This is a genomic window from Bradyrhizobium sp. USDA 3650, from assembly GCF_054057395.1.
Genome location: NZ_JBSRZG010000001.1, coordinates 2087121 through 2111771, shown reverse-complemented (window position 1 = coordinate 2111771; position 24651 = coordinate 2087121). Strand labels below are relative to the sequence as shown.

At 64.0% G+C, this 24651-nt stretch carries 27 protein-coding genes and 1 riboswitch; of the genes, 11 read left to right on the top strand and 16 right to left on the bottom strand.

Going from position 1 to position 24651, the window contains the following annotated elements:
• Nucleotides 1-31: 31 nt before the first annotated feature.
• On the bottom strand, nucleotides 32-718 hold the full coding sequence (locus ACVIN2_RS10000) for a L,D-transpeptidase (protein ID WP_456765485.1): 687 nt from the start codon (nucleotides 716-718) through the stop codon (nucleotides 32-34).
• Nucleotides 719-1054: 336 nt separating this feature from the next.
• On the opposite strand from ACVIN2_RS10000, the gene ACVIN2_RS09995 reads away from it, so the two are divergent.
• Entirely contained in the window at nucleotides 1055-2032 is a 978-nt protein-coding gene (locus tag ACVIN2_RS09995) for a magnesium transporter CorA family protein (RefSeq protein ID WP_275171750.1), read from the top strand.
• Between the two features lie 186 nt (nucleotides 2033-2218).
• The gene (locus ACVIN2_RS09990) at nucleotides 2219-2437 is read left to right on the top strand and encodes a hypothetical protein (protein WP_026233114.1); all 219 of its coding nucleotides are present in this window, start codon (nucleotides 2219-2221) and stop codon (nucleotides 2435-2437) included.
• A gap of 78 nt (nucleotides 2438-2515) precedes the next feature.
• Here ACVIN2_RS09990 and ACVIN2_RS09985 read toward each other — a convergent pair whose 3' ends face one another.
• From ACVIN2_RS09985 to pdxH, 3 genes are all read right to left on the bottom strand, one after another.
• Complete coding sequence (locus tag ACVIN2_RS09985; RefSeq protein ID WP_456765484.1) at nucleotides 2516-3283, bottom strand: class I SAM-dependent methyltransferase; 768 nt, start codon at nucleotides 3281-3283, stop codon at nucleotides 2516-2518.
• A gap of 16 nt (nucleotides 3284-3299) precedes the next feature.
• The gene (locus ACVIN2_RS09980; RefSeq protein WP_007607375.1) at nucleotides 3300-4052 is read right to left on the bottom strand and encodes an SDR family NAD(P)-dependent oxidoreductase; all 753 of its coding nucleotides are present in this window, start codon (nucleotides 4050-4052) and stop codon (nucleotides 3300-3302) included.
• Between the two features lie 72 nt (nucleotides 4053-4124).
• Complete coding sequence (pdxH, locus tag ACVIN2_RS09975) at nucleotides 4125-4766, bottom strand: pyridoxamine 5'-phosphate oxidase (RefSeq protein WP_456765483.1); 642 nt, start codon at nucleotides 4764-4766, stop codon at nucleotides 4125-4127.
• 113 nt (nucleotides 4767-4879) lie between these two features.
• On the opposite strand from pdxH, the gene ACVIN2_RS09970 reads away from it, so the two are divergent.
• Nucleotides 4880-5281, top strand: a complete 402-nt coding sequence (locus tag ACVIN2_RS09970) for an RT0821/Lpp0805 family surface protein (protein WP_247290981.1) — start codon at nucleotides 4880-4882, stop codon at nucleotides 5279-5281.
• Nucleotides 5282-5390: 109 nt separating this feature from the next.
• A complete protein-coding gene (locus ACVIN2_RS09965) occupies nucleotides 5391-6356 on the top strand; it encodes a DnaJ C-terminal domain-containing protein (RefSeq protein ID WP_456765482.1) in 966 nt (321 codons plus the stop codon).
• Nucleotides 6357-6685: 329 nt separating this feature from the next.
• Here ACVIN2_RS09965 and ACVIN2_RS09960 read toward each other — a convergent pair whose 3' ends face one another.
• Nucleotides 6686-7456 carry an anti-sigma factor family protein gene (locus ACVIN2_RS09960; RefSeq protein WP_085361366.1) on the bottom strand — a complete coding sequence of 257 codons (771 nt, stop codon included), beginning with the start codon at nucleotides 7454-7456 and terminating at the stop codon, nucleotides 6686-6688.
• Nucleotides 7457-7562: 106 nt separating this feature from the next.
• Nucleotides 7563-8051, bottom strand: coding sequence for a sigma-70 family RNA polymerase sigma factor (locus ACVIN2_RS09955; protein ID WP_375310428.1), 489 nt, complete (start codon nucleotides 8049-8051; stop codon nucleotides 7563-7565).
• 173 nt (nucleotides 8052-8224) lie between these two features.
• On the opposite strand from ACVIN2_RS09955, the gene fabI reads away from it, so the two are divergent.
• The 4 genes from fabI to ACVIN2_RS09935 all read left to right on the top strand — a co-directional run bounded on the left by fabI (nucleotide 8225) and on the right by ACVIN2_RS09935 (nucleotide 12102).
• The gene (gene fabI, locus ACVIN2_RS09950) at nucleotides 8225-9040 is read left to right on the top strand and encodes an enoyl-ACP reductase FabI (protein WP_007594677.1); all 816 of its coding nucleotides are present in this window, start codon (nucleotides 8225-8227) and stop codon (nucleotides 9038-9040) included.
• A 14-nt stretch (nucleotides 9041-9054) separates the two neighbouring features.
• Nucleotides 9055-9654 (top strand): histidine phosphatase family protein, encoded by a 600-nt coding sequence (locus tag ACVIN2_RS09945; protein WP_456765481.1) that lies wholly within the window; start codon nucleotides 9055-9057, stop codon nucleotides 9652-9654.
• An 88-nt stretch (nucleotides 9655-9742) separates the two neighbouring features.
• Complete coding sequence (gene aroC, locus ACVIN2_RS09940; protein ID WP_247290978.1) at nucleotides 9743-10831, top strand: chorismate synthase; 1089 nt, start codon at nucleotides 9743-9745, stop codon at nucleotides 10829-10831.
• A gap of 80 nt (nucleotides 10832-10911) precedes the next feature.
• On the top strand, nucleotides 10912-12102 hold the full coding sequence (locus ACVIN2_RS09935) for an adenylate/guanylate cyclase domain-containing protein (RefSeq protein WP_456765480.1): 1191 nt from the start codon (nucleotides 10912-10914) through the stop codon (nucleotides 12100-12102).
• A gap of 44 nt (nucleotides 12103-12146) precedes the next feature.
• On the opposite strand, the gene ACVIN2_RS09930 is transcribed toward ACVIN2_RS09935, so the two are convergent.
• The 5 genes from ACVIN2_RS09930 to ACVIN2_RS09910 all read right to left on the bottom strand — a co-directional run bounded on the left by ACVIN2_RS09930 (nucleotide 12147) and on the right by ACVIN2_RS09910 (nucleotide 16233).
• Nucleotides 12147-13310 (bottom strand): HWE histidine kinase domain-containing protein, encoded by a 1164-nt coding sequence (locus ACVIN2_RS09930; RefSeq protein ID WP_456769688.1) that lies wholly within the window; start codon nucleotides 13308-13310, stop codon nucleotides 12147-12149.
• A 61-nt stretch (nucleotides 13311-13371) separates the two neighbouring features.
• Entirely contained in the window at nucleotides 13372-13623 is a 252-nt protein-coding gene (locus tag ACVIN2_RS09925; protein WP_084462249.1) for a hypothetical protein, read from the bottom strand.
• A gap of 546 nt (nucleotides 13624-14169) precedes the next feature.
• The gene (clpS, locus tag ACVIN2_RS09920; protein WP_456765479.1) at nucleotides 14170-14475 is read right to left on the bottom strand and encodes an ATP-dependent Clp protease adapter ClpS; all 306 of its coding nucleotides are present in this window, start codon (nucleotides 14473-14475) and stop codon (nucleotides 14170-14172) included.
• A 137-nt stretch (nucleotides 14476-14612) separates the two neighbouring features.
• Nucleotides 14613-14996 carry a fluoride efflux transporter CrcB gene (gene crcB / locus ACVIN2_RS09915; protein ID WP_247439028.1) on the bottom strand — a complete coding sequence of 128 codons (384 nt, stop codon included), beginning with the start codon at nucleotides 14994-14996 and terminating at the stop codon, nucleotides 14613-14615.
• Between the two features lie 28 nt (nucleotides 14997-15024).
• Nucleotides 15025-16233, bottom strand: coding sequence for an MFS transporter (locus ACVIN2_RS09910; protein WP_456765478.1), 1209 nt, complete (start codon nucleotides 16231-16233; stop codon nucleotides 15025-15027).
• 146 nt (nucleotides 16234-16379) lie between these two features.
• Nucleotides 16380-16470: riboswitch (Fluoride riboswitch) on the bottom strand.
• A gap of 282 nt (nucleotides 16471-16752) precedes the next feature.
• On the opposite strand from ACVIN2_RS09910, the gene ACVIN2_RS09905 reads away from it, so the two are divergent.
• From ACVIN2_RS09905 to ACVIN2_RS09895, 3 genes are all read left to right on the top strand, one after another.
• Nucleotides 16753-17622, top strand: coding sequence for a DUF1194 domain-containing protein (locus tag ACVIN2_RS09905; RefSeq protein ID WP_456765477.1), 870 nt, complete (start codon nucleotides 16753-16755; stop codon nucleotides 17620-17622).
• Nucleotides 17623-17797: 175 nt separating this feature from the next.
• Nucleotides 17798-18430: a hypothetical protein gene (locus ACVIN2_RS09900; RefSeq protein ID WP_027568720.1), complete on the top strand. Its 633-nt coding sequence runs from the start codon at nucleotides 17798-17800 to the stop codon at nucleotides 18428-18430.
• Between the two features lie 247 nt (nucleotides 18431-18677).
• On the top strand, nucleotides 18678-19280 hold the full coding sequence (locus tag ACVIN2_RS09895) for a hypothetical protein (protein WP_456765476.1): 603 nt from the start codon (nucleotides 18678-18680) through the stop codon (nucleotides 19278-19280).
• On the opposite strand, the gene ACVIN2_RS09890 is transcribed toward ACVIN2_RS09895, so the two are convergent.
• The 5 genes from ACVIN2_RS09890 to ACVIN2_RS09870 form a co-directional block, all read right to left on the bottom strand.
• Complete coding sequence (locus ACVIN2_RS09890; RefSeq protein WP_456765475.1) at nucleotides 19281-20528, bottom strand: class I SAM-dependent RNA methyltransferase; 1248 nt, start codon at nucleotides 20526-20528, stop codon at nucleotides 19281-19283. It abuts the gene before it with no gap.
• Nucleotides 20521-21255: a TlyA family RNA methyltransferase gene (locus ACVIN2_RS09885; RefSeq protein WP_456769687.1), complete on the bottom strand. Its 735-nt coding sequence runs from the start codon at nucleotides 21253-21255 to the stop codon at nucleotides 20521-20523. Before ACVIN2_RS09885 ends, ACVIN2_RS09890 begins: the two co-directional genes overlap by 8 nt.
• A 26-nt stretch (nucleotides 21256-21281) precedes the next feature.
• Nucleotides 21282-21836, bottom strand: coding sequence for a nucleoside 2-deoxyribosyltransferase (locus ACVIN2_RS09880; protein WP_456765474.1), 555 nt, complete (start codon nucleotides 21834-21836; stop codon nucleotides 21282-21284).
• Between the two features lie 32 nt (nucleotides 21837-21868).
• Nucleotides 21869-23797: a 1-deoxy-D-xylulose-5-phosphate synthase gene (gene dxs / locus ACVIN2_RS09875; RefSeq protein ID WP_027568725.1), complete on the bottom strand. Its 1929-nt coding sequence runs from the start codon at nucleotides 23795-23797 to the stop codon at nucleotides 21869-21871.
• Between the two features lie 596 nt (nucleotides 23798-24393).
• Nucleotides 24394-24645 carry an exodeoxyribonuclease VII small subunit gene (locus tag ACVIN2_RS09870; protein ID WP_027516568.1) on the bottom strand — a complete coding sequence of 84 codons (252 nt, stop codon included), beginning with the start codon at nucleotides 24643-24645 and terminating at the stop codon, nucleotides 24394-24396.
• Nucleotides 24646-24651: the final 6 nt, after the last annotated feature.

Genomic DNA, 24651 nt, shown 5'->3' with positions numbered 1-24651 from the left:
CGCTTTTGAATGTCTGAGATCAGGAACCTGATCAGTAGCTGCCCGCTTGGCCGGTTTGGCTGCTGCCGAGCGCAAGCCGTGAATTGTAGGGCGAGTCGCCGTGCTTGGGCTCGAGCACCACAACGAGGGTGCCGACCTTGACGCGATCATAGAGATCGATCGCGTCCTCGTTGGTCAGGCGGATGCAGCCCGACGAGATCGAGGCACCGATATATTCCGGCTGGTTGGTGCCGTGAATGCGGAACAATGTGTCCTTGCCGCCGGAGTAGAGATACATCGCGCGGGAGCCCATCGGATTGTCCGGACCGGGGGCGACGAAGGTGGGCACGCCCAGGCGCGAAATTTCGCCGGGGGTGGGGTGCCAGGCCGGCCACTCGGTCTTGCTGCCCACCTTGGCGATGCCCGACCAAGCCATCGCTTCTTCACCGACGGTGATGCCGTAGCGGATCGCCTTGCCGCCATCCATGACGTAGTAGAGGTAATGGTTGTCGGAATCGACCACGATCGAGCCCGGCGATTCCTTGCGGTGGTAATCGACGATAGCGCGGCGGAACGGCTCTGCGACCGCAGTTTTCTCATACCTGACCTTGGCGAGGAGTTCCTTGTCTTTCGGCTTGAACGCCTTGGTGTCGGTCGCCTCGTAATGTGTGGCCTGCATGCAGCCCGACAGCATCAGGCCAGCGGCCAAAATACCCAGCGTAACTTTCAGCGACGACATGATTTGGTTCCAATCAACAACAGCAAGCTTTCGCAGGGCTTGAGCAAGCCCAATTCCACGATTCCGTTGGCCCTATTATCGTTGAAATCTGCCACAATTCCAGCCTTACGAAGCTTCTCCCGCGCTGCAAGACCTTACCTGTGGCTTTTCTGCCGCAAGTTTTGCGGGCCAGAGTCGGTTTCTGGGCAAAACGGGCGCATGTGTCGATTCTGTGCCACAGTTGGGCCACGGCGTCGCCACAAATGCAAACGCCCCGTTAATGTGCTTGTCATCATCAACTTGTCAGAATCGCGCTAAGGGCTGTCAGTCTGTCGCAGGCCCCTCCTGGAGTTGTGCATGTTTTCTGTGTTTGTTCCCTCCGAGTCCTCCCTCAAGAAGGCCATCGTCGAGGATCTCGCGGCAGTCCCGGAGCATGCGGTCTGGATCGACCTGGTCAACCCGACTGCGGCCGAGGACAAAGCCGTCGAGAAGCTGTCGGGGATCGCGATCCCGACCCGGGAGGACATGCAGGAGATCGAGATCTCCAGCCGCCTCTATATGGAGAACGGCGCGCGCTACATGACCGCGACGCTGATGTGCCACTCCGATACCGATATGCCCCGGACCACGGCGGTGACCTTCATTCTCGGCGACCACCGCTTGGTAACGGTGCGCTATGACCAGCCCAAGCCCTTTGCGCTGGTCGAGGCCAAGCTGGCCCGTTCCTGCACGCCGGCCATCACCGGCGAGATGGTGCTGATGGAACTGCTCGATGCCGTGATCGACCGCTGCGCCGACATCCTGGAGCGCTGCGGCGCCGAGATCGATCAGGTCTCGCATGACATCTTCGAGCCGGAGAGCGAGCGCCACGGTCACGCCAAGCAATATTCGCAAATCCTGATCTCGATCGGCCGCAAGGGCGACCTGACCTCCAAGGTTCGCGAGAGCCTGGTCTCGATCGGCCGCGTCGTCGCCTTCCTCTCGGCGGTGGTGGAGGGCGTGAAATGGTCGAAGGACATGCGTGAGCAGCTCAAGACCATGCAGCGAGACGTCGTCTCGCTGACCGACCACGCCTCCTACCTCTCCAGCAAGATCACCTTCGTGCTCGACGCCATGCTCGGCGTCGTCAATCTCGAGCAGAACAACATCATCAAGCTGTTTTCGGTCATGGCGGTTGTCCTGATGCCGCCGACGCTGATCGCCTCGATCTACGGCATGAATTTCAAAGCGATGCCGGAACTCGAATGGGCGCACGGCTATCCGTACGCGCTGGTCTTGATGTTGATCGCGGCGATCGTTCCCTATTGGATCTTCAAGTGGAAGAAGTGGCTGTAATAGCTACCGAGACCTTACGCGGGACGCAGAGACACAGTGTCTGGTGTCGCAGAATAGAGCGGGATTGCGGCCGCACGGCGATGTGTGCTCGCCGCCCCAATTCCTCCGGTAAAATTTGAGCGGTGGGCTGAACGTTTGCGCGAAACTTGTCTGCGATAAGGAGCAGGTAAGCCGCGAGGAACAGCCATGGTTGAAAAACACATAACGACGCCCCCCAACGTCATCGATCTGGCGAGCTATCGCCACGTCGCGACGAGCGGCAAGGCGTCGTCGATGTCGGCACGCATGTGCCGGCACTGTGGTGCTCCGCTGCTCGATGGCGAGAACGACGACGACTGCTCGACTGCAATCAGCACGGCCGCTCCGCAGCCACGCGAGAGGTCACGTCGGATTCGACTCGATTGAGGAACGGAAGCCAAGGGCGATCCAGGTCTTGCGGCGGCGTTGTCTGGATCGCCTTGCTTCCGCCCTTCGGCAAATCAGCTAGCGCTTCACGATCTGCGCCGTCGAGACGATGGTCTCGGCCACGACCCCGTTGCGGCTGAAAGCAGCCAGCTGCTCCCTGACGTCGCGTAGGATCGCCTCGACATTGTCGCCCAATGCATCTGGTGATGACGACGAATAGGTCAGCGTGCGCCGCGTCAGGTCCTCCACGCCAACTACGTGGCTGGTCTCGACCGTAACGAGTTCGGTGGGCTGAAAGGCGCTGCCGCGAAAGAACGCTGGCAAATCGCGATGGGTGCGCGTGCCCCTGCCTGCCTCCTCCCAGAGCTTGGCCGGCGACCAGCGGCGGCGTACGTCGTTGTAGCTATCGAGCCACGGGTTTCTGCCGTCGGTGGCCGAGAACGAGGCGCAGATCAGAATTGCGCCACCGCGCGCAACCAGCCGATCGAGCCGAGCAAGCGTCGGCTCACGATCCATCCAATGCAGCGCGCGCCCGATCGTCACGATGTCGAAGCTGATGTCGGGGCTGAGCATCTCGACCTTGCCTTCGATCAGCGTGAGTGCGTGGCCTGCGCTCGCAGCCGCGCGTCGCGCCGCATCGAGCATGGCAGGTTCTGGATCGACGCCGACGATGCGGCCGACATAGGGCGCAAAGCCGAGCGCCAGCAGCCCAGGTCCGGTGCCGAGGTCGATCAAGCTGCTTTGCGTGGAGAGGCCCAGCTTTTCCGCGACGCTGCGAAAGAACTCGCTCGGGTAGGGCGGCCGCAAATGCTCGTAGAGTGCGGCAGTGCTTGCGAACCGGCCCATGCTTGGCGCGCCTTGCCTACACGTGCTGGCCGCCGTTGATGTGGATCTCGGCGCCGTTGACGTAAGAACTGGTGTCCGTGCACAGCACGTAGATGATCTTGGCGACCTCGTCGGGCGTGCCGAGCCGGTGCATCGGGATCTGCTGGTCGACGATCTTCTCGGTGCCCGGCGATAGGATCGAGGTGTCGATCTCGCCCGGCGCGATCGCGTTGACGCGCACGCCGACGCGGCCGAAGTCGGAGGCCATCTCGCGCGTCAGGGACGCAAGCGCGGCCTTCGAGGTGGCGTAGGCCGCGCCCGCGAAGGGATGCACGCGCGAGCCCGCAATTGAGGTGACGTTCACGACAGAGCCCTTGGCCGTCTTCAGTTCCTCGATCAGCCCGCGCGCCATCATGATCGGCGCGAAGAAATTGACATTGAACACGTGCGTCCAGGTGTCGAGGTCGGTGTCGATCGAGCCGAGCCTTGAGCCGCCGGCGCCCTTCGGTGAGATCGCGGCGTTGTTGACCAGCGCATGCAGCATGCCGCCTTCGAGACGGTCGCGGATGTCGGAGATCGCGCGGGTGGTATCAGCGGGGGTGGCGAGGTCGACCTGGATGTGGTCCTCAGGGCCCGCGTCCCACGGACAATCCTCCGGGAACGGATGCCGCGAGCAGGTGATCACGCGCCATCCGGCCGAGGAGAAACGGATCACGGTGGCATGGCCGATGCCGCGGCTAGCCCCGGTCAGGAGCAGCGTGCGGCGCGGCGCATTGGAAGGCTGCGGCATGAAGGTCTTTCAGGTTGGAGCATGATCCGGACCCGGAGGGGCTTTCCGAAAAGATCATGCTCGAACAAAACACTAGGGATACATCCGCGTCTTGGACCATTTCTGGCCGGCCGCGTCACGGCGAAATTCGATGCGGTCGTGCAGGCGGAATGGGCGGTCGTGCCAGAACTCGATACGCGACGGCGTGATACGCCAGCCGCTCCAGCCCGGCGGCCGTGGCACCTCGCCGATGATGTGCTTGGCGGCGACCTTGGCGATCGCCTGCTCGAAGGCGAAGCGGCTCTCCAGCTCCTGCGACTGCTTGCTCGCCCAGGCGCCGATCTGCGCCTGCTTCGGCCGGGTCGCGAAATAGGCGTCGGCCTCGGCCTCGGTCACCGGCGTCACGTTGCCGCGGATGCGGACCTGACGGCGCAGCGACTTCCAGTGAAAAAGTAACGCCGCCTTAGGATTTGCGGCGAGTTCGCGGCCCTTCTGGCTGGCGATGTGGCTGTAGAAGACGAAACCATCAGTATCGAAGCCCTTCATCAGCACCATGCGCACGTCCGGCAGGCCATCGGGATCGACGGTCGCGAGCGCCATGGCGTTCGGATCGTTCGGCTCGCTCTTGATGGCTTCGTTCAGCCAGGCCTCGAACAGCGCAAAGGGCTCCTCGGCGGCGGTGAAATCACCGGATGTTAAGGGTGTCTGGTGTTTCATCGAGCTCGTGTCGGTCATGTCTGGGGTCCGAGTTGCGTCCTGCGGTCCAAAACGCGTCGTTGTCTGCTACCGCCCTATATAGGGTATGGGGACGCGTTGGCCTATTGGCGATCCGGCCGTCCGGCTTCGTCATGACGATCATTCTGATCGGGCTCGGCGCCGGCGGCTGCAGCTTTTCCCGCAATGACAAGAGTGCCTACGCCAAGGCCGACGACAGCGACCTCACCGGCTCGATCGCGATGCCGGCCAAGGCGCCGACCGACACCGATCTGGCCTTCGCCCGCAACGCTGCCTCCGACGTCCTCAGCAAGAACGACAAGGATTCCAGCCAGCATTGGGAGAATCCCGAAACCGGGGCGCGCGGTTCGGTCACGCCGATCGCGCAATCCTATGCCGCTGAAGACGGCCGCAAGTGCCGCGACTTCCTGGCGAGCTACGTCAACGGCAGCACCGAAAGCTGGCTCCAGGGTGCGGGCTGCCAAAGCAGCCGTGGCAGTTGGGAGATTCATACGCTAAAGCCGTGGCGGAGCTAGGAATCGCTTCACCAGGCTAGTTGCAAAAATACCACTCGCCCCCCACATGAGGCTCAAGTGGGGCGGGGAGCCCTTTGAACAATTCGATTTCTTGAAGGAGACGTGACGGATGCGCGACCCCTATGAGGTCTTGGGGGTGCCGCGGAGCGCCAACGCTGCCGCGATCAAGAGCGCCTATCGCAAGCTTGCCAAGAAGCACCATCCCGACAGCAACAAGAACGACCCGAAGGCGGCCGAGCGCTTCGCTGAGCTCAATACGGCCAACGAGATCCTCGGCGACGAGGACAAGCGCAAGCAATTCGACCGCGGCGAGATCGACGCCGACGGCAAGCCGCGCTTCCAGGGTTTTCCGGGCGGCGGCGGTGGACCGCGCGGGCGTGCGGGTCCCGGCGGGTTCGAGAGCTATACTTTCCGCGGCGGCGGCGCGGGCCCTGGTCCGGGCGGCGGCGCGTTCGAGGACATCCTCAACAGCATGTTCGGCGGTGGGCCGCGTCCGCGCCCCGGGGCCGGCGGCGGTGCCCAGTTCGAATTCGACACCGGCGGGATCGGGCTCGATCTCGACGTCAATGTCGCCATGACCGTCTCGCTGGAGGAGGCGGTGAAGGGCGGCGAGAAGCGCGTCCGGCTGCCGAATGGCAAGGAACTCAACGTCAAGATTCCGGCCGGCGTCACCGAGGGCCAGCAGATCCGGTTGCGGGGGCAGGGCGAGAGCGCTCAGGGCCATCCGCCCGGCGATCTCCTGATCACGATCAGCATCGCGCCGCATCCGTTCTTCAAGATCGAGGGCGCCGATCTCAGGATCGACCTGCCGGTCACGCTTTACGAGGCGGTGCTTGGCGGCAAGGTCCGCGTGCCCACCCTCGGCAATGCCGTGGAACTGTCGGTCCCGCAAAACACCTCCAGCGGTCGGACCTTCCGCCTTAAGGGCAAGGGACTGCCAAAAGCTGGTGGAACCGGGGATCTCTTCGTCACCATCAGGATTATGCTACCGGACGGGAACGACGCCGAGCTTGAAGCATTGATGGAGAAGTGGCGGGACCAGCACCCCTACAATCCACGTAGCGGGCTTGGTTAAGCGTGATCCGGAAAATGTGAAGGGGTTCTCCTAAAGACTGAGAGCGTCGTCCGTCGAGATGATGCTCATCATATGCCCGAGGCGTGGTAGCCCTTCTTGGTCCACGTGCTCGACGTGTCGGCTGTCCGGCGGGGTAGCCGATAAAAAGGTGCGGCCTCGAGAGGGGGACCAGCGCGGTACCAAAAACCCCAATCGAGGCCGCCCGCGTCGATCGGCGGATCGAACGCTGCTCATTTTCGCGTGATCATCCGGTGCGATAATGAGACGCGCCGATGTCTTGATTCCAAATTTTCAATGTCGGAATCGAGGCACCGCGTTTGCGTGGTTGTCTAGGTGCCGCTTTTCTCTGCCTGGTCGTAGACCGCCTGCGCCACTTTGGTCAGCCGATCCCGGTCGCCGCCACCGCTGACGACGTAGCCGACGCCGCGCTCCGACCAGAACAGCGCCCCGTCCTTGTCCGTTCTGGCGTAGCGCATCTGCGTCGCGCCATTCTCGGTCTTGGCGGTGTAGATCGTGTACCGCTCGCCCGAGGCGCCCTCATACATCAGGAACGACGCCGGCCCGTTCGGCCCCGGCAAAAGCCGGCCACCGACGAGCTTCAGTCCACTCGCCTCCAGGTTCGGTGCAAACACGGTCCAGCCGCAGCGTCTGGTCAGCCAAGCCTGGAGGTGGTCGCGCTCGTTGCCGCCGACCTCGACGGGATGGCGAACCTCGACGACATAGAGGCGGTGGGCGTCGAGCGCGTCAGTCGTAAAACTCTGGAAGGTCGAGGGCGCGTTGGCGGCGCCATGCCCCAGCCAGCCGGCGGTGCCGCCGGCGACGAAGGCCACCAGCACGGCCGCGGCGGCGCCATAGAGCCAGTGCCGCGGGCGGCGCTCCAGCCGTTCGAGCTCGAGCCGCGCCGGCACCGGCTCCTGGGCGACGGAATCGTAGCGGGCGTGCAGCATCTCGGCCATGGCGCGCCAGGACTGCACGCGCTCGCCATCCTCAGGCTGCGCGGCAAGCCAGGCCTCGACGTCGGCGCGGCGCTCGGCCGGCAGCTCGCCGTCGACATAGGCGTGCAGTTCGTCCTCGGTCACTGGGATCTTGCGGTCGTTCATATCGATCGTCTCTGGCTCTGCGGCCCAAAATGTTCTTCGTGGTTCAACTGCGCCGCTTCCCATGCCATGCAGGAGAAACGACCGGCGCGATGCATCAATCCTGCCATCATTTCACCCGCCTGAGCGCCGGGCGCTCACCCTCCAGCGAGGCTTTGACGTGGGCGCGGGCGCGTGCCAGGCGCGACATCACGGTGCCGATCGGCACGCCCTGGATGTCGGCGACCTCGCGGTAGCTCATGCCCTCCAGCATCACCAGGAGCAGCACCGAGCGTTGCTCCTCGACGAGCGTCGCCAGCGCCCTCTCGATATCGCGCCCTTCGGCTTCGGTCCCGCTGGCATCCGGGTTGTTCTCCGTCAGCTGCGTGAATTGCGGCCGCCGTGCCAGCGAGCGCCGCCGGTTCTTGTTGAGGTTGGTCAGGATCGTATAAAGCCAGCTCCTGACATCGCCCCCGAGGAACAGGCGCTCCGAACGCAGCGCCCGCACCAGCGTATCCTGCACAAGATCGTCGGCCGCATCCGCCTCGCGCGTGAGCGCGCGGGCGTAGCGGCGCAACGCCGGGATCATGGCTTCAACGCTTTGGCGAAACGCACTCATTGCGGTCTTGACGTCCTGATGTTCGGCGCGAGCGCCACAACGATCATAACACCCGAGCGGAACGGCTATTCCGGCGCTTGAAACAGCGTTAACGCCGCGTATTAGGACTGTACCGCAACGGAGGGCTGGTGTACCTCCAAACCTCACCGGGAGCTCGACGGGACGTTAGCAAAATGGCGCAGAATTCAGGTCTGATGCAGGGCAAGCGGGGCGTGGTCCTCGGCGTTGCCAACAACCGCTCGATCGCCTGGGGCATTGCCAAGGCATGCCACGCGGCCGGCGCCGAGCTTGCCTTCACCTATCAGGGCGATGCGCTGAAGAAGCGCGTCGAGCCGCTCGCCGCCGAGATCGGCGGGCTCGTGCTGGGCCATTGCGACGTCACCGATGCCGCGACCATCGATGCAGCGTTCGCGGTGCTGAAGGAGAAGTGGGGCAAGATCGACTTCCTGGTGCATGCGATCGCCTATGGCGAGCAGCTCGACGGCCGCTACGTCGACACCACGCAGGAGAATTTTTCGAAGTCCATGCTGATCTCCTGCTACTCGTTCACGGCGGTGGCGCAGCGCGCCGAGAAGTTGATGACCGACGGTGGCTCCCTCATCACGCTCAGCTATTACGGCGCCGAGAAGTGGATGCCGCATTACAACGTCATGGGCGTCGCGAAAGCGGCGCTCGAAGCGAGCGTGCGTTACCTCGCCGCCGATCTCGGCGAGAAGAACATCCGCGTCAACGCGATCTCGGCGGGGCCGATCAAGACGCTCGCTGCGTCCGGCATCGGCGATTTCAGATATATCCTGAAGTGGAACGAGGCCAACGCACCGCTGCGGCGCAACGTCTCCACGGAAGACGTCGGCGGCAGCGCGCTGTATTTCCTCTCCGACCTTTCGCGCGGCGTCACCGGCGAGGTGCACCACGTCGATTCCGGCTATCACGTACTCGGCATGAAGCGCCCGGACGCGCCGGACATTTCGTTCGGCGGGAAGGACTAACTTTTCACCCAGCAATGCCCGTGCCCACGATCTATTACCTTCGCCACGGCGAGACCGAGTGGAATGCGCTCGGGAGGCTTCAGGGCATCAAGGACATTCCGCTGAACGCGCGCGGTCGCGGTCAGGCCGTGCAGGCCGGCGGTATTCTCGCCGATCTGTTCAAGCGCGAGGGCCGCGACAAGGCTGCATTACCCTACGTGTCGAGTCCGCTTGGCCGCGCGCGAGAGACCATGGAACTGGCGCGGAGCAAGCTCGAACTGCCGACTGCGGACTATGCGCTCGACGATCGCCTGCGCGAGATCGGCTACGGCACCTGGGAGGGACTGACGCTGGCCGAGAGCGAGGCCTCCGATCCCGAGATCTACGCCCGGCGCCTCGCCGACAAATGGACGGTCGGCCCCGCGGGCGGGGAGACCTACGCCGATGTCCAGGTCCGCGTGCGCGCCTGGTACGACCAGCTGCGGACCGACACCGTCGCGGTCGCCCATGGCGGGACCTGCCGGGCCCTGATGGTTTCACTCGGCCTGGAGACGCCGGCGAGCGCCGCCGAACTCTATATCGAGCAGGGCGCCGTCTACGTGTTCCGCGACGGGCGGCTGGAGAAGTTTAGTTAAGCCGGCTCGCCGTCTCCGTGGCGGCTGCGGGTTTGACCACCGGCGCCCCGCGCGTTACCACACGCGGGAACCGAGCCTGCGAGCAGCGATGTCCTTCAACACCTTCGGCCACATGTTCCGCGTCACGACCTTCGGCGAGAGCCATGGGGTGGCGATCGGCTGCGTGGTCGACGGCTGCCCGCCCATGATCCCGCTCGTCGAGGCCGACATCCAGGGTGATCTTGATCGCCGCCGGCCCGGCCAGTCGCGCTTCACGACCCAGCGTCAGGAGCCGGACCAGGTCAAGATCCTCTCGGGCGTGATGGCGCATCCGGAGACCGGCGTGCAGGTGACGACGGGCACGCCGATCGGGCTCCTGATCGAGAACACCGACCAGCGCTCGAAGGACTATTCCGAGATCAAGGACAAGTTTCGCCCTGGTCATGCCGACTTCACCTATGAAGCGAAGTACGGTCTGCGCGACTATCGCGGCGGCGGCCGCTCGTCGGCGCGCGAGACCGCGACGCGCGTTGCCGCCGGCGCGATCGCGCGAAAGGTGCTGCCCGACGTGAAAGTGCGCGGCGCGCTGGTGCAGATGGGGCCGCACAAGATCGACCGCGCGAAGTGGGACTGGGACGAGATTGCGAAAAACCCGTTCTTCTGTCCGGACAAGGACAAGGCCGCGTTCTTCGAGACCTATCTCGACGGCATCCGCAAGAGCGGCTCCTCGATCGGCGCGGTGATCGAGGTCGTCGCCGAAGGTGTGCCGGCCGGCCTTGGCGCGCCGATCTACGCCAAGCTCGATGCCGAGCTCGCCGCCGCAATGATGAGCATCAATGCGGTGAAGGGCGTCGAGATCGGCGCCGGCTTTGCCGCGGCCGAGCTCACCGGCGAAGAGAACGCCGACGAGATGCGCACCGGCAATGACGGCACGCGTTTTCTGTCCAATCACGCCGGCGGCGTGCTGGGCGGCATCTCCACGGGGCAGCCGGTGGTGGTGCGTTTCGCGGTCAAGCCGACCTCGTCGATCCTGCAGCCGCGTCTCACCGTCGATCGCAACGGCGCCGACACCGAGATCATGACCAAGGGCCGCCACGATCCCTGCGTCGGCATCCGCGCCGTCCCCGTCGGCGAAGCCATGATGGCCTGCGTGCTGGCGGATCATTTCCTGCGCGACCGCGGCCAGGTCGGGCGGTAGCGTTGCGCGAGGCGCTTGTACCGCGCCACTAGCCCGCCGCGCAGCTTGACGATCCCACAACTTCGTCCGCAAATGCGCGCATGGAAAGCTCCGAGCTCCAACGTATCACCAGCTGGCTGATCGACGGCACCTGGTCGTCGAAGACCCCGGCCGAGATGACGGCGGAAGCCTGCGAACGGATGGTCGCAGCCGGTCTGCCGCTATGGCGGTTCGGCATCTTCATCCGCACGCTGCATCCCGAAATTTTCGGTCGCAACTTCATCTGGCGGGAGGGCGAGGAGGTCGAGATCGGCACGGTCGATTTCGAGATCCTGCAGACGCCGGAATTCGCCAGAAGTCCGCTGCGGGTCGTGTTCGAGCAGGGACTTGAGGTGCGGGGACGCATGGACGATCCCGGCAGCAAGCATTTCCCTTTTTTCGACGATATGCGTGCCGAAGGCGTCACCGACTACGTCGCGACGCCAATGCAGTTTCTCGACGGCTCGGTCCACGCGACGAGCTGGACCACGCGCCATCCAGGCGGATTCACCGAGAAACACATCGCGGCGATCCACGCCATCATCAAACCGCTCGCGCGCATCACCGAGATCATCAGCCTGCGCCGCACCGCCGAGATGCTGCTCGACACCTATGTCGGCAATCGTGCCGGCGCGCGCATCCTTGGCGGTCAGATCCGCCGCGGCCACAACGACACCATGCAGGCTGCGATCTGGCTCTCCGATCTGCGCGGCTTCACCGCACTGTCGGACCGGCTGCCGGCCGAGACCGTGGTCGAGATCCTCAATCACTATTTCGATTGTCAGGTCGCCGCGATCCGGGGCCATGGCGGCGAGGTGCTGAAATTCATGGGCGACGGCCTGCTCGCGGTGTTCCCGATCGACGAATATGTCGGCGATGCCGCGCATGTCTGCACGCGGGTGCTGGAGGCGGCGCGCGAATCCCGCGCCAGCGTCGAGGCGCTCGCGTATCCTGTCGGCGACGCCGTCGAGCGCTTCCGCTTCGGTGTCGCGCTCCACGTCGGCAATATCCTCTACGGCAATATCGGCGGCGGCAACCGCCTCGACTTCACCTGCATCGGTCCCGCGGTGAACCTCGCCGCCAGGCTCGAGAAGATCACGGGTCGCCTGGGGCGGACCGTCGTGGCCTCGGAAATGTTCGCCAATGTCTGCCGCCACGACTGGCACGAGCTCGGCGAATTCCCGATCGCGGGCTTTTCAAAGGCGCAGCGCGTGTACGGGCTGACGGAGGAGAGGCCGGGGATGATGGCCTGAGGTCGTCCTCGGATGTCCGCCGCCGTCAACCTGGCGAGCAGAATTCAGGCGTTCGACGCCATCACCGACTTCAGCGGTACATCCAGCTGATAGACAAATCCGGATGGTTCGTAGGCCAGCCGCACCTGTCCGTTCAGTTGCTGGCCGAGCGACTCGATCATCCGGGTGCCGTAGCTCCGTCGCGTCGGCGGCGCCACCACGGGGCCGCCGCTTTCGCTCCACTTCAGGCGCAGCCTTTGCTCGATCTCGTCCACCGTCCATGCGATCTCGACATGGCCGGAGGAACTGGACAGCGCGCCGAATTTCGTCGTGTTGGTGCAGAGCTCATTGAACGTCATCGCGAGCGCTATCACGGCACCGGATGTGATCCTGAGGTCCGGGCCGTTGAAATGGAATCGTCGGCCCCCCTGACTGTCAAAGGGATCGGTGGCGCCGCTCAAGGTGTGAGTGAGGCTCGCATTTGACCAGCTGACCTGTATCAACAGGTCGTGGGCACGCCCCAACGCCAGCAAGCGGCCATCCATGGCTTTTTGGCCTTGCTCGAGATTGATCGCGGCCCGGAAACTCTGGGCTGCGATTGCGCTCACCGTCGCAAGCGTATTCTTGATGCGATGATGCAACTCTCCGAGGATGAGCTTTTGCAACTTGTCGGCCGCCTCGCGTTCGTGGGCTTCGATGCCGGCTTGAGCGAGCAGGACCTTGGCGTCGGTGTCGGCCTGTTCCAGCAACAGGCGCAGATTGTCGTTCTCGGCTACGAGAACCGATTCCTGTGGCGATCGAGCAAGGTTGTCCCCAGGATCCGTCGTTGTGGTCGGAAGGATTTTTAGCGCGCCCGCTCCGATCATCGTCTGCAATTGCGAGATCATTTCGTCGACGGCGAGCGGCTTGCGAAAGAAGCGGCTGTCCGCCGGCGTTTCGTTTTCAGACGGCTTTACCTGACCGGAAACCAGCACGATCTTGATGGCAGGCCAGCGATCGTGCACCGCGTGGGCCAGCTTCAAGCCGTCCATGGTCCCGGGCATCTGGATGTCGCTGAACAGAAGCGAGATGTCCGACCGCGACTCGAGGATTGCGATAGCTTCGTCGGCATTGACGGCCTGCACAGGGCAGAAGCCTGCATCCTCCACGATATCGACTGCGCGCATGCGCAAGATCATCTCGTCTTCGACGACGAGAACGTTCGGCAAGGAGGTTGGAGGTGTAGACATCTGTGCACGACACTTTCCTGGATCATCCGACAAGGCCGGTCGGCGCTTTGCGATTGTTGGTCTAGCGGCGCGCCGTCACCAAGCGAGCTTCATGAACCCTGGCATCGGATTCACCTCGGCGCAGACACGATGCTTCGAAGTCCGGCCAGACTTGGCTACCGCAATTCGTGGCCACCGGATGGCTCGCCAGCCGGTCCGCCTTCGCCAAAGCAACTGTCTCGCGCGCTTTCACTTGCGGAGCAAAACCGGGCAACACCATTACGGACACTCCGAGGAGCGCGAATATCGCGAACGCGATAAGAGATTTCATCATTTGGGGCTGCTTTGGCTGTCGACCGCCCCCTTTTGTTTGGGGACGCTGTTACAACAACCAAAATGAAATATAGTTCATTTCATACAACTTATATTTGAGGTGTGATTTGTGGGCGGATGCCGCCCTCGGCCCGGATCGTCACTCGACGTGAACAGGCCGCCGACCAGGTTGGCTACCACTACCTCGGTGTCTTGGAGCCAGGCAGGCTTATCCAATCATGAATGTGCGAGGCCGTTTCGCTCAATCGCGCCGCTTTGAGCAGCGCTTCCCGCTGGACGCCGGGCGGAGCAATCTCTGCGCGACGGCGAGCCTCGGCTGCCAATTGGGCAAGGCGATTGCTCAGCGGGATGGTTCTCTTGGTGGTGTCTTGCATAGGGCGCGCCGCATTGGGCGGGAGCGCAAAGACTCTCTCAGTCACCGATAGATGCCGTGATGGGCCGGTGATGGCTCACCATGCGCCTGTTGGCGGCCAATAGATACATTATTCAGCAGGGCAGATTTGACGCCGAAATCGAAAGACGGCGCACCAAAGGCGGACCGGTGCAACTATTCCTCCGGCTCCGTGGTGAACAGCAGGGGATAGCCCTTGGTGCGGCCGGCGTCGGTGGCGCGGGTGGCCTTGGTCTCGGCGACGTCCTTGGTGAAAACCGCGACCACGCAGGCGCCGAGCTTGTGGGCGGTGATCATCACCTTGTAGGCCTGATCCTCCGTCATGCGGAACTCGGCCTTGAGGATCATCGTGACGAATTCGCGAGGCGTAAAGTCGTCGTTGATCAGGATGACCTTGTGCAGCTTCGGCCGCTCGACCTTGGTCTTCGTTCTGGTCTTCGGTTTTACAACAGTGTCGGCCATCGCTTCCGAAACGCCTTGGTGCAGTTGAGCTTCCAGCCGGCCGATCATATTGCAGGACGCTGCCCTTCTCCTAGATGGTAGGCGCGCTTGTCATATGCGGCTCCGGATGAGCAGGAATGCGCCGCTGCGCTCGCCTATCACGGAAGTGCGCGGACGAGTTGCATTGCGGCGATGAGGGCTGCAACCGACAACACTACCGATCCAATCATGTAGGCGGCCGAGGCCCATGTCTGTCCACGCTCGACCAGAGACCAGGCATCCAGCGAGAACGTCGAGAATGTGGTGTATCCGCCACAAATCCCGACCGTCAGGAATATCCGGACGGCTTGCGGCAGGTTCCACCTCGTCGCGAACATCGCGGTGAAAACCCCGATCAGGAACGATCCCGTCACGTTGATGATCAGGGTGCCCCAGGGGAAATCGGTGCCGAACGCTCGGCCTGAACCGATCGCAACGAGATAGCGCACGACTGCGCCAAGCGCTCCACCAGCGGCGACCGCCAGAATGAATTGGACGTTCAACGTCTCGTTCCCCCGTTTGCCATTTCCATCATGTATCCTCCCTTACCAGCCCCCCGCCGACGGCAAATAGTCCCATCAGCGCGACCAGCGCGAAGCCGAGCCCCGCCAGGAACGTGCCGGCCGGACCATAGGCATCCCACAGCGCACCGGCGATCACGCTTGCGGCCAGCAAGGCAAGGCCGGTGAACAGGTTGAAATAGCCGAACGCAGTGCCGCGCAAGCTTGGTGGCGCTGCGTCTGCGACGAGGGCCGAGAGCAGGCCTTGCGTCAACCCCATATGCAGTCCCCACAGCACGACGCCGAGCGCGAGGCCGCCAAGGTTTGGCAGCAGTGCGAGCGCGAGATCGGCGCCGGCGAGGAAGACGAGGCCGAGCGCGAGCAGGCCGGTGCGGTTGATCCGGTCCGAGAGCACGCCGGCTGGATAGGCCGACAACGCATAGACGATGTTCATCAGCACCAGCACGGCCGGCACCCACATCGCATTGAGCCCGATATTCTGCGCGCGCAGGATCAGAAAGGCCTCGCTGAAACGCGCCAGCGTGAACACGACGCCGACCGCGACGACACGCCAGTACACGGACCCGAGCTGGCGCATCGCGGCCATGTTCAGCGGATTCCTTGACGGCTCCCGGCCTGGGTCCGGCTCCGGCTCGCTCACCGCGAACGCGATCAGTCCGAACGACAGGAACGCCGGCAGCACCGCCACCCAGAACACCGCCGTAAAATTGTCCGCCGTCCACCACATCAGGCCGATCGCGATGAGCGGCCCGATGAACGCACCGATGGTGTCGAGCGACTGCCGCAGGCCGAAGCTCGCGCCGCGCAAACCGATGGGTGCGATATCGGCGATCAGTGCATCGCGCGGCGCGCCGCGAATGCCCTTGCCGACCCGGTCGATGAAGCGCGCGGCAACCAGCCATCCGACGCTGGGGGCAAGCGGGAACAGGGGTTTTGTCAGCGCGGCGAGCCCGTAGCCGAGCGCGGCGAGAAATTTGCGCCGGCCGAGCCAGTCGGACAACGCGCCGGAGAAGATTTTCGTGATCGAGGCGGTCGCCTCGGCAATGCCCTCGATGAAGCCGACGGTAAGCGTGGAGGCGCCGAGCACGGTGACGAGATAGACCGGCAGCAGCGCGTGGATCATCTCGGAAGAGACGTCCATCAGCATGGAGACGAAGCCGAGCACCCAGATCCCCCTGGGCAGCCCCGCACGTGCAGCATTCGGTGTTGTCGTCGTCACGTCCAGGACTTCTCCTCGGCTCTGCTTGACCTCTGCTTGATCTCTGCTTGGCCTCTCCTTGGCCTTCGCATCCAGGCAACAAAAAACCCGCCAGCGGCGGGTTTGTCCATGCTCCCGCCGAAGGCAGAGGCCTGAAAATTGCCCCTCCTCAAGCAGGAGTCATCAGCCCACTACGGTCCAAGATTCGGTTTCAAGGCCGCCGGGCGGTTGTCGGGGGACTCCATCCCCATCTGTCCGGCCAGCCTAACATGGAAATCGCGCCGGACAAGTGGGCGAGGGCGCGCTGTCCAGTGGACCGTTGTCCGGGAGCGCACCACGGCATGCCGGTGCTGGCGATCGCGCAGTCCAGCGGCGCGAGCGCGGCAACATCGCGGCAGCTTTACGTAATGCTTCGCAATTCCCGACCCGCAGATCCCAACGCGCAAATCCCTAACTGGAATGTGAAAAGCGCAAGCGATCTTCGGACTTTGCGGCAAGGCGATTGCATGTCACCATCACGTCATACGACGGGAGGCTGCGATGCGCTTGCTGTTCTCGATCGGGGCTGTGCTGGTGACCGGCATGTTCGCCGGAGGGGACGTCGCGGGCATCGCGGCACCAGGACCCAAATTTGAGTCGCCTAAAATTCAGCCGCAGCGGCAAGCAGCCGACAGGGACGCGCAGACGGTCGATGTCGAGCTGATTCTCGCTGTCGACGTCTCCTACTCCATGGACATGGACGAGCTCGCGATCCAGCGTGAAGGCTATGCGCAGGCGATCCAGTCGAAGGAATTCCTGCAAGCGCTGAAGCTGGGCCCGAACGGCCGGATCGCGGTGACCTATTTCGAGTGGGCCGCCTCGACCGACCAGAAGATCATCATCCCCTGGCGCCTGATCGACGGACCGGAGACCGCCGACGCCGTCGCCGCCGAAATCATGAAGACGCCGATCCGGCGCGCCTCGCGCACCTCGATCTCCGGCGCGATCAGTTTCGCGATGCCGCTGTTCGATGAGGATCCCTATCGGGGGCTGCGCCGCGTGATCGACATTTCCGGTGACGGTCCCAACAACAATGGCACTCCGGTCACGATTGCGCGCGACGCGGCGATCGAGAAGGGCATCGTCATCAACGGCCTGCCGATCATGGTCAAGGAGCCGTCCTATTCGACCATGGATATCGACAATCTCGATTTCTACTATGAGGATTGCGTCATCGGCGGTCCCGGTTCCTTCGTCATCACGATCAAGGACCGCGACAAGTTCAAGGAAGCCATCCGCACCAAGCTCCTGATGGAGGTTGCGGGCCGTATGCCGGAGCGCCCCGTGATGCGGGTTGCGGAGAAGGACAAGGAGCCGCGTGTGAACTGCATGATCGGCGAGAAGATCTGGTCGGACCGCTGGGGTCGCTGAGCGCTGCCACCGGACGAGACCTTTTGCCCTATTTGCCCGCGATGGAATGTTAACCATGCGTTAACTGTTGCGTGGCCCTAATCGGCTGCTTCCAATTGTTTCCGGATACTGTTCTGACGTTCCTGTCGGGGCGCAAACCAAGCGGGCCCGTCAGACAAATCCGCCGAGCAATCCAATGGCCATCGTCTCATCGAGCACCAGCCAGATTTCTCCCGCTCTCGAGCGGGTGTATCACCAGAGCTCCCTGCTCGGTGAGTGGAAAGGCAATTGGGCGGGCAACAACCAGCCCGTCAGCTTCAAGGTCGTGAACATCCGCGGTGCCCGGGCGCAGGTCGAGTACACCCATAACGGACGCACGGAGCGCGGTTTTGGCGAGGTCGCCGGTTCGCTTCTCACCTTCGGAACGGTCACGGTCGGCACCAAGGACGGCAAGAGTCTGGTGCTGTTGTCATCTGCAGGCGCGGGCAAGCAGACCGCGACTCTCGAGAAGCAGGCGCCGCCAGCCTCCGACAGCCGCCTGATGGGAAGCTGGGGCGGCTATTCCAGTGACAATGGCAAGAGCGCGAGCTTCAGGGTGCTCGCTGTCAACGGCAACGAAGCGCAGGTCAGCGTCACCACCGATGGCGTCACGCGTCAAGGCACCGGCACCGTCTACAAGAACGTCATCATGTTCGGGCAGGCGCAGATTGCGACCGACGACGGGCAGAACGGCAAGATCATCTACCAGGTCCGCAACAAGTCCTTCGTGGTGCCCGTGACGAAATATCCGCCGTCGGATACATCGTCCTCGGTGGACAGGACGGCATAACGCCCCGCCGTCGTTTGCCGCGGCTTGAGTCAGCGCCGCCACGGTACTGCAATCGAACGCTTTCGACCTATCTGGCAGCGAGCGGTCGCGGCGGCGGAACGCTTTCGACCTTCTTGTCACCGTGGGAACCGAGCAAGACCTCGGGAACGCATGCGGGAGTTGATTGAAACGACGCTTCCGGTCGGCTCCGCTGGCCTTCGGGGCATCCGTCGCGTATAATTTCCGCACTTCCTTGACGGTCATCTCAATGTCCAGCCTCACAGATTCCCGCGCCTTCGCAATTCTCTTCGCCGCGCTTTGCCTCGGCGGAGCATCGGCTCATGCGCAGGTGGCGCCCGTGAGGTATTGGATACCGGGTGGTCCTTTCGGCTGGGGTGGCAGTGTCGGCCAGAGTGCCGATGCCTACGGCAATTTTCCAAGCTTGAAGGCCGGCGATGCCGACGGAAGCTACAATTTTCGTCCCGGGTTCTTTGTCGGAAGCGAGCGCGGCAATCTCGGTTTGAACGGTTTCAGCCAGAGCGGGCCCGTCGGCAATTTCAGCGCGCTCTCCTACGATGGCACGCAATTTGGTTACAACACCAAGACCGCTGGCGGCATGCCCGTCACGTTCTTTGCCGGTTTCGACACGCTGAAATACGGGGGCGGCATTGGCAGCTCGCTTGCGCCGCTCACCTCCAGCGCCTCGCCCGGCTATGGCGCATTTGCGGGTGTCGAGTTCAAGCCGACCTCCAACCTCAGCCTGTCGTTCGGCGCCGGCTTCACCCAGCAGCAATCCGGGCGCATGGACAGCGACATCAACTCGTCGATATTGCCCGGCGAGTCGCCGGCCCTGGGCGGCCTTAGGCGCTAACTAGCGCGTGAACTTCCCCACCAGCTCGACATGCGGCGTATGCCGGAACTGGTCGACCGGCACCACCGGATCCATCTTGTAGCCGCCGTCGATCAGCAGCCGCGCGTCGCGGGCAAAGGTCGCGACATTGCAGGAGACCGCGACCACCACAGGCACCCTGCTCGCGGCGAGCTTCAAGGCCTGCGCCTGCGCGCCCTGGCGCGGCGGGTCGAACACGACGGCGTCGAAATCGCGCAGCTCCGGACCCACCAGAGGACGGCGAAACAGATCGCGCGGCTCGGCCTTGATCGGCTTGAGCCCCGGCGTCCGCGCGGCTTTTTCGAGCGCTGCAACGGCGCCGGCGTCGTTGTCATGGGCGGTGACGCGGGCCTTCTCGGCGAGCCGCAACGCGAACGGACCGACGCCGCAGAAGAGGTCGAGAACGTTCTTCGCCTTGCCGATGCGCTCGGCGACCAGCGACGCAAGCGTCTCTTCGCCGGCGACGGTCGCCTGCAGGAACGAGCCCGGCGGCAGCGTCACCTCGGCGCGGCCCATCCGCACGGTCGGTGGCAGGCGTTGCAGCACCAGTTCGCCGTGCCGTGTCAGCCGGGCCAGGCGATGTTGCTCGGCGACGCGCGACAGCGCCGTCACGAGCGGCGTTGGCAGCGGGCCGGAGCCGCGCACGTCGATGTCGAGACCGTTGGCGGTCGCGGTGACCTGGATGTCCAGCGGTTTCGTCACCGGCATTTTGGACGTCAGCAGCTCGGCGAGCGCCCAACCGGCATCGAGCGCGCCCTCGAGCCCGGGATCGAGGATCGGGCAACGATCAATCGGGATGACGTCGTGCGAGCTCGCCGCCGAGAAGCCGACCTTGAGGATGTCATGGGTGCCGAACCGGCCATGCAGCGTGATGCGCCTGCGTCCCGCACCGTGGGCATCGACCAGCGACGCCACCTCGCAGTCGATGCCGGCCTGGGCCAGGGTCTCGACCACGATGCCGCGCTTCCAGGCGTGATAAGGTTCAGCCGCCCAGTGCTGGATCGCGCAGCCGCCACAGACGCCGAAATGCGGACAGAACGGCGCGACGCGCTCGGGGCTGGCGACGTCCACCGCCAGCAGCTTGCGGCGGTCAGGATGATTGCCGACGACATGATCGACCTCGACGGTCTCACCGCCGAGCGTGTAGGGCACATAGATGGCATCGCCAGCGTCGAGCGAGACGCCGTCGCCGCGATGGCCGACGTGATCGATCGTCACGCGCTCAACCACGGCGCGCGCCCAGGAAGAATTCGATGTTGCCGTCGCCGCCGGTGATCGCCGACGGGAATACCTCGATATTGGTGCAGCCGAGCGAGGCCGCAAAGCCGGCGATGTCGTCGCAGATCTCGCGGTGCACGGCGGCGTCGCGGACGATGCCCTTCTTGTTGTGCTTCCGGTCCGCCTCGAATTGCGGCTTGATCAGCGCCAGCAGGCTCATCGGAGCGGCCGCCAGCGACAGCGCCACGGGCAGCACCGTCTTGAGCGAGATGAAGCTGACGTCGATCACGACGACATCGGGCCGCGCCGGCAGGCGCTTGCCGTCATAGGCGCGGATGTCGGTCTCTTCCATCGACACGATCTTGGAGTGGCCGCGCAGCGAGGGATGCAGCTGGCTGGTGCCGACGTCGACGGCAAAGACGAGACTCGCGCCGTTCGCCAGCAGCACCTCGGTGAATCCGCCGGTGGAAGCGCCGACGTCGAGGCAGACATGGTCCTCGATCTCGATCGGGTAGCGCTCCAGCGCGCCGGCGAGTTTGACGCCGCCGCGGGAGACGTAGGGGTGCGCGGGCTCGGCCTGGATCACGGCGTCCTCGGCGATAGTCTCCGACGGCTTTGCGACCTGCTTGTCGTCGGCGGTGACGAGCCCGGCCTCGATCGCCGCGCGCGCCCGCGCCCGGCTCTCGAACAGGCCGCGCTCGACCAGCAGAACATCCGCGCGCTTGCGGGCAGGGGACATCATCTCTCCGAAGACACCTGAGGCGCTTATGTAGCGATCAATCGCGCGGCCGCCATCTGGACGCAAGCCTCGAACGCGGCCAGATCGTGCCAGACGTCGATCGGCATCTGCGCCGGCGTCACCAACGGGCAGCCATGCAGCTCCAGCGCATGGATCATCATGAGATTGTCGACGAGGCCAAAATCCTCGACCGTCAGCCCCTGCGCATCGACCAGCCGTCCGTCCTTGGACGTCACGTCCATGAAACGGCCGAGGCGGTCGGCATAGTCGGCGCCGTCGTTGGAATAGGCGAGGCAAACCTTGCGGCGGCCGGCCATGTAGCCGAGCTCGTAGACGGTGCCGGGATCGGAGCCGGCGCCGCGGAACGGCGTGAGGTTGGCGATGATTGCATCGGCCGCGTCCATCATCGCCTCGTTACCGCAAAAGATCTGCCGCGAGGCGTCGGGAGCGGCGAGGTCGATCTCGTTGTCGAGGGGATAGAGGCCGGTGAGGCCGTGCGCAGCACAGATCGCGGCCTTCTGCCGGCCGATCTCGACCGCATCTGGCAGGAACACGTCGGGGCCTGCCAGATAGATTTTCATCGAGCTGCTTTACGGAAGGTCGAAGCTCGCTGTCAGGCGAGCTTGACCGTCTCGGCCTTGACGTCCTTGCCGAGCGCCTCGAACACCTTGGCGACGATGCCCTTGGCGTCGAGACCGGCACGACCGTACATCGCCGCCGGGGTGTCGTGGTCCTGGAACACGTCGGGCAGCACCATGGTGCGGAACCGCACCAGGCCGCTGTCGAGCGCGCCCTGGTCGCTCAGGTACTGCGCGACATGCGAGCCGAAACCGCCGACCGAGCCTTCCTCGATGGTGATGAGGATCTCGTGGTCGCGCGCGAGCTTGAGCACCAGCTCGGTGTCCAGCGGCTTCATGAAGCGCGCATCCGCGATCGTGGTCGAAAGGCCGTGGGCTGCGAGCTCGTCGGCGGCCTTCTCGCATTCGGCAAGGCGCGTGCCGAAGGAGAGCAGGGCGATCTTGCTGCCCTGGCGGACGATGCGGCCCTTGCCGATCTCGAGCGGAATGCCGACTTCGGGCATCTCGATGCCGCGGCCTTCGCCGCGCGGATAGCGCAGCGAGCTCGGACGATCGTTGATCGCGACCTGAGTTGCAACCATGTGCACCAGTTCGGCTTCGTCGGCCGCGGCCATGATCACCATGTTCGGCAGACAGCCGAGATAGGCGTTGTCGAACGAGCCGGCATGGGTGGCGCCGTCGGCGCCGACGAGGCCGGCGCGGTCGATGGCGAAGCGCACGGGCAGGCTCTGGATCGCGACGTCATGCACGATCTGGTCGTAGCCGCGCTGCAGGAAGGTCGAGTAGATCGCGCAGAACGGCTTGTAGCCTTCGGTGGCGAGACCGGCGGCGAACGTCACTGCGTGCTGCTCGGCAATGCCGACGTCGAAGGTGCGGTCCGGGAACGCCTTGTTGAAGATGTCGACGCCGGTGCCGGATGGCATCGCCGCGGTGATGGCGACGATCTTGTCGTCCTTCTCCGCTTCCTTGACGAGGCTCTGGCCGAACACGTTCTGATAGGCCGGTGCATTCGGCTTGGACTTGGCCTGGGTGCCGGTCGCAACGTCGAACTTGACCACGGCGTGGTACTTGTCGGCGGAGGCTTCCGCCGGGCCGTAGCCCTTGCCCTTCTGCGTCACGACGTGAACCAGGATCGGGCCGGTCTCCATGTCGCGCACGTTCTTCAACACGGGCAGGAGATGGTCGAGGTTATGGCCGTCGATCGGGCCGACGTAATAGAAGCCGAGCTCCTCGAACAGCGTGCCGCCGTCCATCATGAAGCCGCGGGAATATTCCTCGACGCGGTTGGCGCGGCTGGCGATGATCTTGGGCAAGCGCTTGTTGATCTGCTTGGCCGCATCGCGCAGCGTGCGGTAGGTCTTGCCCGAGTAGAGCCGCGACAGGTAGGCGCTCATCGCGCCGACCGGCGGTGCGATCGACATGTCGTTGTCGTTGAGGATGACGATCAGGCGCGAGTTCATCGCACCCGCATTGTTCATGGCCTCATAGGCCATGCCCGCCGACATCGCGCCGTCACCGATGACGGCGATAACGTTGTTCTTGCCGCCGGCGAGGTCGCGCGCGACCGCCATGCCGAGGCCGGCGGAGATCGAGGTCGAGGAATGCGCGGCGCCGAACGGATCGTAATCGCTCTCGCTGCGCTTGGTGAAGCCGGACAGCCCGCCGCCGGTGCGCAGCGTGCGGATGCGATCGCGCCGGCCGGTGAGGATCTTGTGCGGATAGGCCTGGTGGCCGACGTCCCAGATCAGCCGGTCGCGCGGGGTATCGAAGACGTAATGGATCGCAGTGGTGAGCTCGACCACGCCGAGGCCTGCGCCGAAGTGACCGCCGGTCACCGAGACGGCATCGATGGTCTCTTGACGCAGCTCGTCGGCGACCTGGCGAACCTGCTCGACCTTGAGCTTGCGCAGGTCGTCCGGCGTCCGGATGGTGTCGAGAAGCGGCGTTTTACTGTATGCGTTCACGGCGATTTCCAATTTGTCAGCGCCGGAAGATCGTTCCGGTGCGCGATGGGTTTGCTCAATATCGGCGCAGCGCGAGTCCTTAAACCGTCGGAGCCACCTGCATGGGGCAAAGCCCCGTCTTCAAGCTTAGGTGAGCTTAAGTGCTCTCCGGTTCAGTCTCTGTGATCCCTGTCACTTAGATCGGCTTCGTCCATCCCAGCCAATTCATCAGCAGTTTGAAGCGCTTGTCGTCGGTAATCAGTGCCTACGCAAGGCTTACAAAAAGCCACACTCCGCGCAGCTTTACACCAAAGCTTGGGCCAAAGCCAACCCGCTGGGCCGATTACGGGCATGCACTTGCAACCCCCGGGCCAGAGTGGTTAATCCCAGCGCCAGCTTAAGAGTTCCAAGCTGGCTCGGTTCCTCGGCAGTTTTTGGGGTGTGAGAAGCTGCTTTAGACGGGATTTTAGGAGAGATGGGCCCTCGTGAGGGAGTTCCATGATCTCCCCGCGACCCGGTTCCCTGAATCAAAGCAGCAGCAGCGGCCCCAAGAGGGCGTGCGATCATGAAAATTGCGGGTGGCCGATGCGTGGGATGGGCGGCTTTGAAGGCGGCCCTTACTGGACGTCGAGCGGCGCGGTGCCGGTGGCCTGGCCGCTGGCATCGGTGGTGATCTTGTCGACGCGCGCCTCAGCCTGGCGCAGCAGCTCCTCGCAGCGGCGCTTCAGGGCCTCGCCGCGCTCGTAGATCGTCACGGATTCCTCGAGCGGCACCTTGCCGTCCTCGAGCCGCTTCACGATTGTTTCGAGCTCCTCGATGGCGCGTTCGAAGGTCAGCCTGGAGACGTCGATTTGGGTATTTTCGGCCATATAAGT

Bases quoted from the DNA above. Each gene is read 5' to 3' on its own strand.
- ACVIN2_RS09960 (WP_085361366.1), bottom strand. From the start codon at position 7,456: ATGAACGACCGCAAGATCCCAGTGACCGAGGACGAACTGCACGCCTAT.
- ACVIN2_RS09945 (WP_456765481.1), top strand. From the start codon at position 9,055: ATGCCCGTGCCCACGATCTATTACCTTCGCCACGGCGAGACCGAGTGG.
- ACVIN2_RS09930 (WP_456769688.1), bottom strand. From the start codon at position 13,310: ATGTCTACACCTCCAACCTCCTTGCCGAACGTTCTCGTCGTCGAAGAC.
- ACVIN2_RS09925 (WP_084462249.1), bottom strand. From the start codon at position 13,623: ATGATGAAATCTCTTATCGCGTTCGCGATATTCGCGCTCCTCGGAGTG.
- ACVIN2_RS09955 (WP_375310428.1), bottom strand. From the start codon at position 8,051: ATGAGTGCGTTTCGCCAAAGCGTTGAAGCCATGATCCCGGCGTTGCGC.
- ACVIN2_RS09970 (WP_247290981.1), top strand. From the start codon at position 4,880: ATGACGATCATTCTGATCGGGCTCGGCGCCGGCGGCTGCAGCTTTTCC.
- fabI (WP_007594677.1), top strand. From the start codon at position 8,225: ATGGCGCAGAATTCAGGTCTGATGCAGGGCAAGCGGGGCGTGGTCCTC.
- ACVIN2_RS09965 (WP_456765482.1), top strand. From the start codon at position 5,391: ATGCGCGACCCCTATGAGGTCTTGGGGGTGCCGCGGAGCGCCAACGCT.
- ACVIN2_RS09985 (WP_456765484.1), bottom strand. From the start codon at position 3,283: ATGGGCCGGTTCGCAAGCACTGCCGCACTCTACGAGCATTTGCGGCCG.
- pdxH (WP_456765483.1), bottom strand. From the start codon at position 4,766: ATGACCGACACGAGCTCGATGAAACACCAGACACCCTTAACATCCGGT.
- ACVIN2_RS09995 (WP_275171750.1), top strand. From the start codon at position 1,055: ATGTTTTCTGTGTTTGTTCCCTCCGAGTCCTCCCTCAAGAAGGCCATC.
- ACVIN2_RS09885 (WP_456769687.1), bottom strand. From the start codon at position 21,255: ATGTCCCCTGCCCGCAAGCGCGCGGATGTTCTGCTGGTCGAGCGCGGC.
- ACVIN2_RS10000 (WP_456765485.1), bottom strand. From the start codon at position 718: ATGTCGTCGCTGAAAGTTACGCTGGGTATTTTGGCCGCTGGCCTGATG.
- clpS (WP_456765479.1), bottom strand. From the start codon at position 14,475: ATGGCCGACACTGTTGTAAAACCGAAGACCAGAACGAAGACCAAGGTC.
- ACVIN2_RS09905 (WP_456765477.1), top strand. From the start codon at position 16,753: ATGCGCTTGCTGTTCTCGATCGGGGCTGTGCTGGTGACCGGCATGTTC.
- ACVIN2_RS09980 (WP_007607375.1), bottom strand. From the start codon at position 4,052: ATGCCGCAGCCTTCCAATGCGCCGCGCCGCACGCTGCTCCTGACCGGG.
- ACVIN2_RS09900 (WP_027568720.1), top strand. From the start codon at position 17,798: ATGGCCATCGTCTCATCGAGCACCAGCCAGATTTCTCCCGCTCTCGAG.
- ACVIN2_RS09990 (WP_026233114.1), top strand. From the start codon at position 2,219: ATGGTTGAAAAACACATAACGACGCCCCCCAACGTCATCGATCTGGCG.
- ACVIN2_RS09935 (WP_456765480.1), top strand. From the start codon at position 10,912: ATGGAAAGCTCCGAGCTCCAACGTATCACCAGCTGGCTGATCGACGGC.
- aroC (WP_247290978.1), top strand. From the start codon at position 9,743: ATGTCCTTCAACACCTTCGGCCACATGTTCCGCGTCACGACCTTCGGC.
- ACVIN2_RS09880 (WP_456765474.1), bottom strand. From the start codon at position 21,836: ATGAAAATCTATCTGGCAGGCCCCGACGTGTTCCTGCCAGATGCGGTC.
- ACVIN2_RS09895 (WP_456765476.1), top strand. From the start codon at position 18,678: ATGTCCAGCCTCACAGATTCCCGCGCCTTCGCAATTCTCTTCGCCGCG.
- ACVIN2_RS09870 (WP_027516568.1), bottom strand. From the start codon at position 24,645: ATGGCCGAAAATACCCAAATCGACGTCTCCAGGCTGACCTTCGAACGC.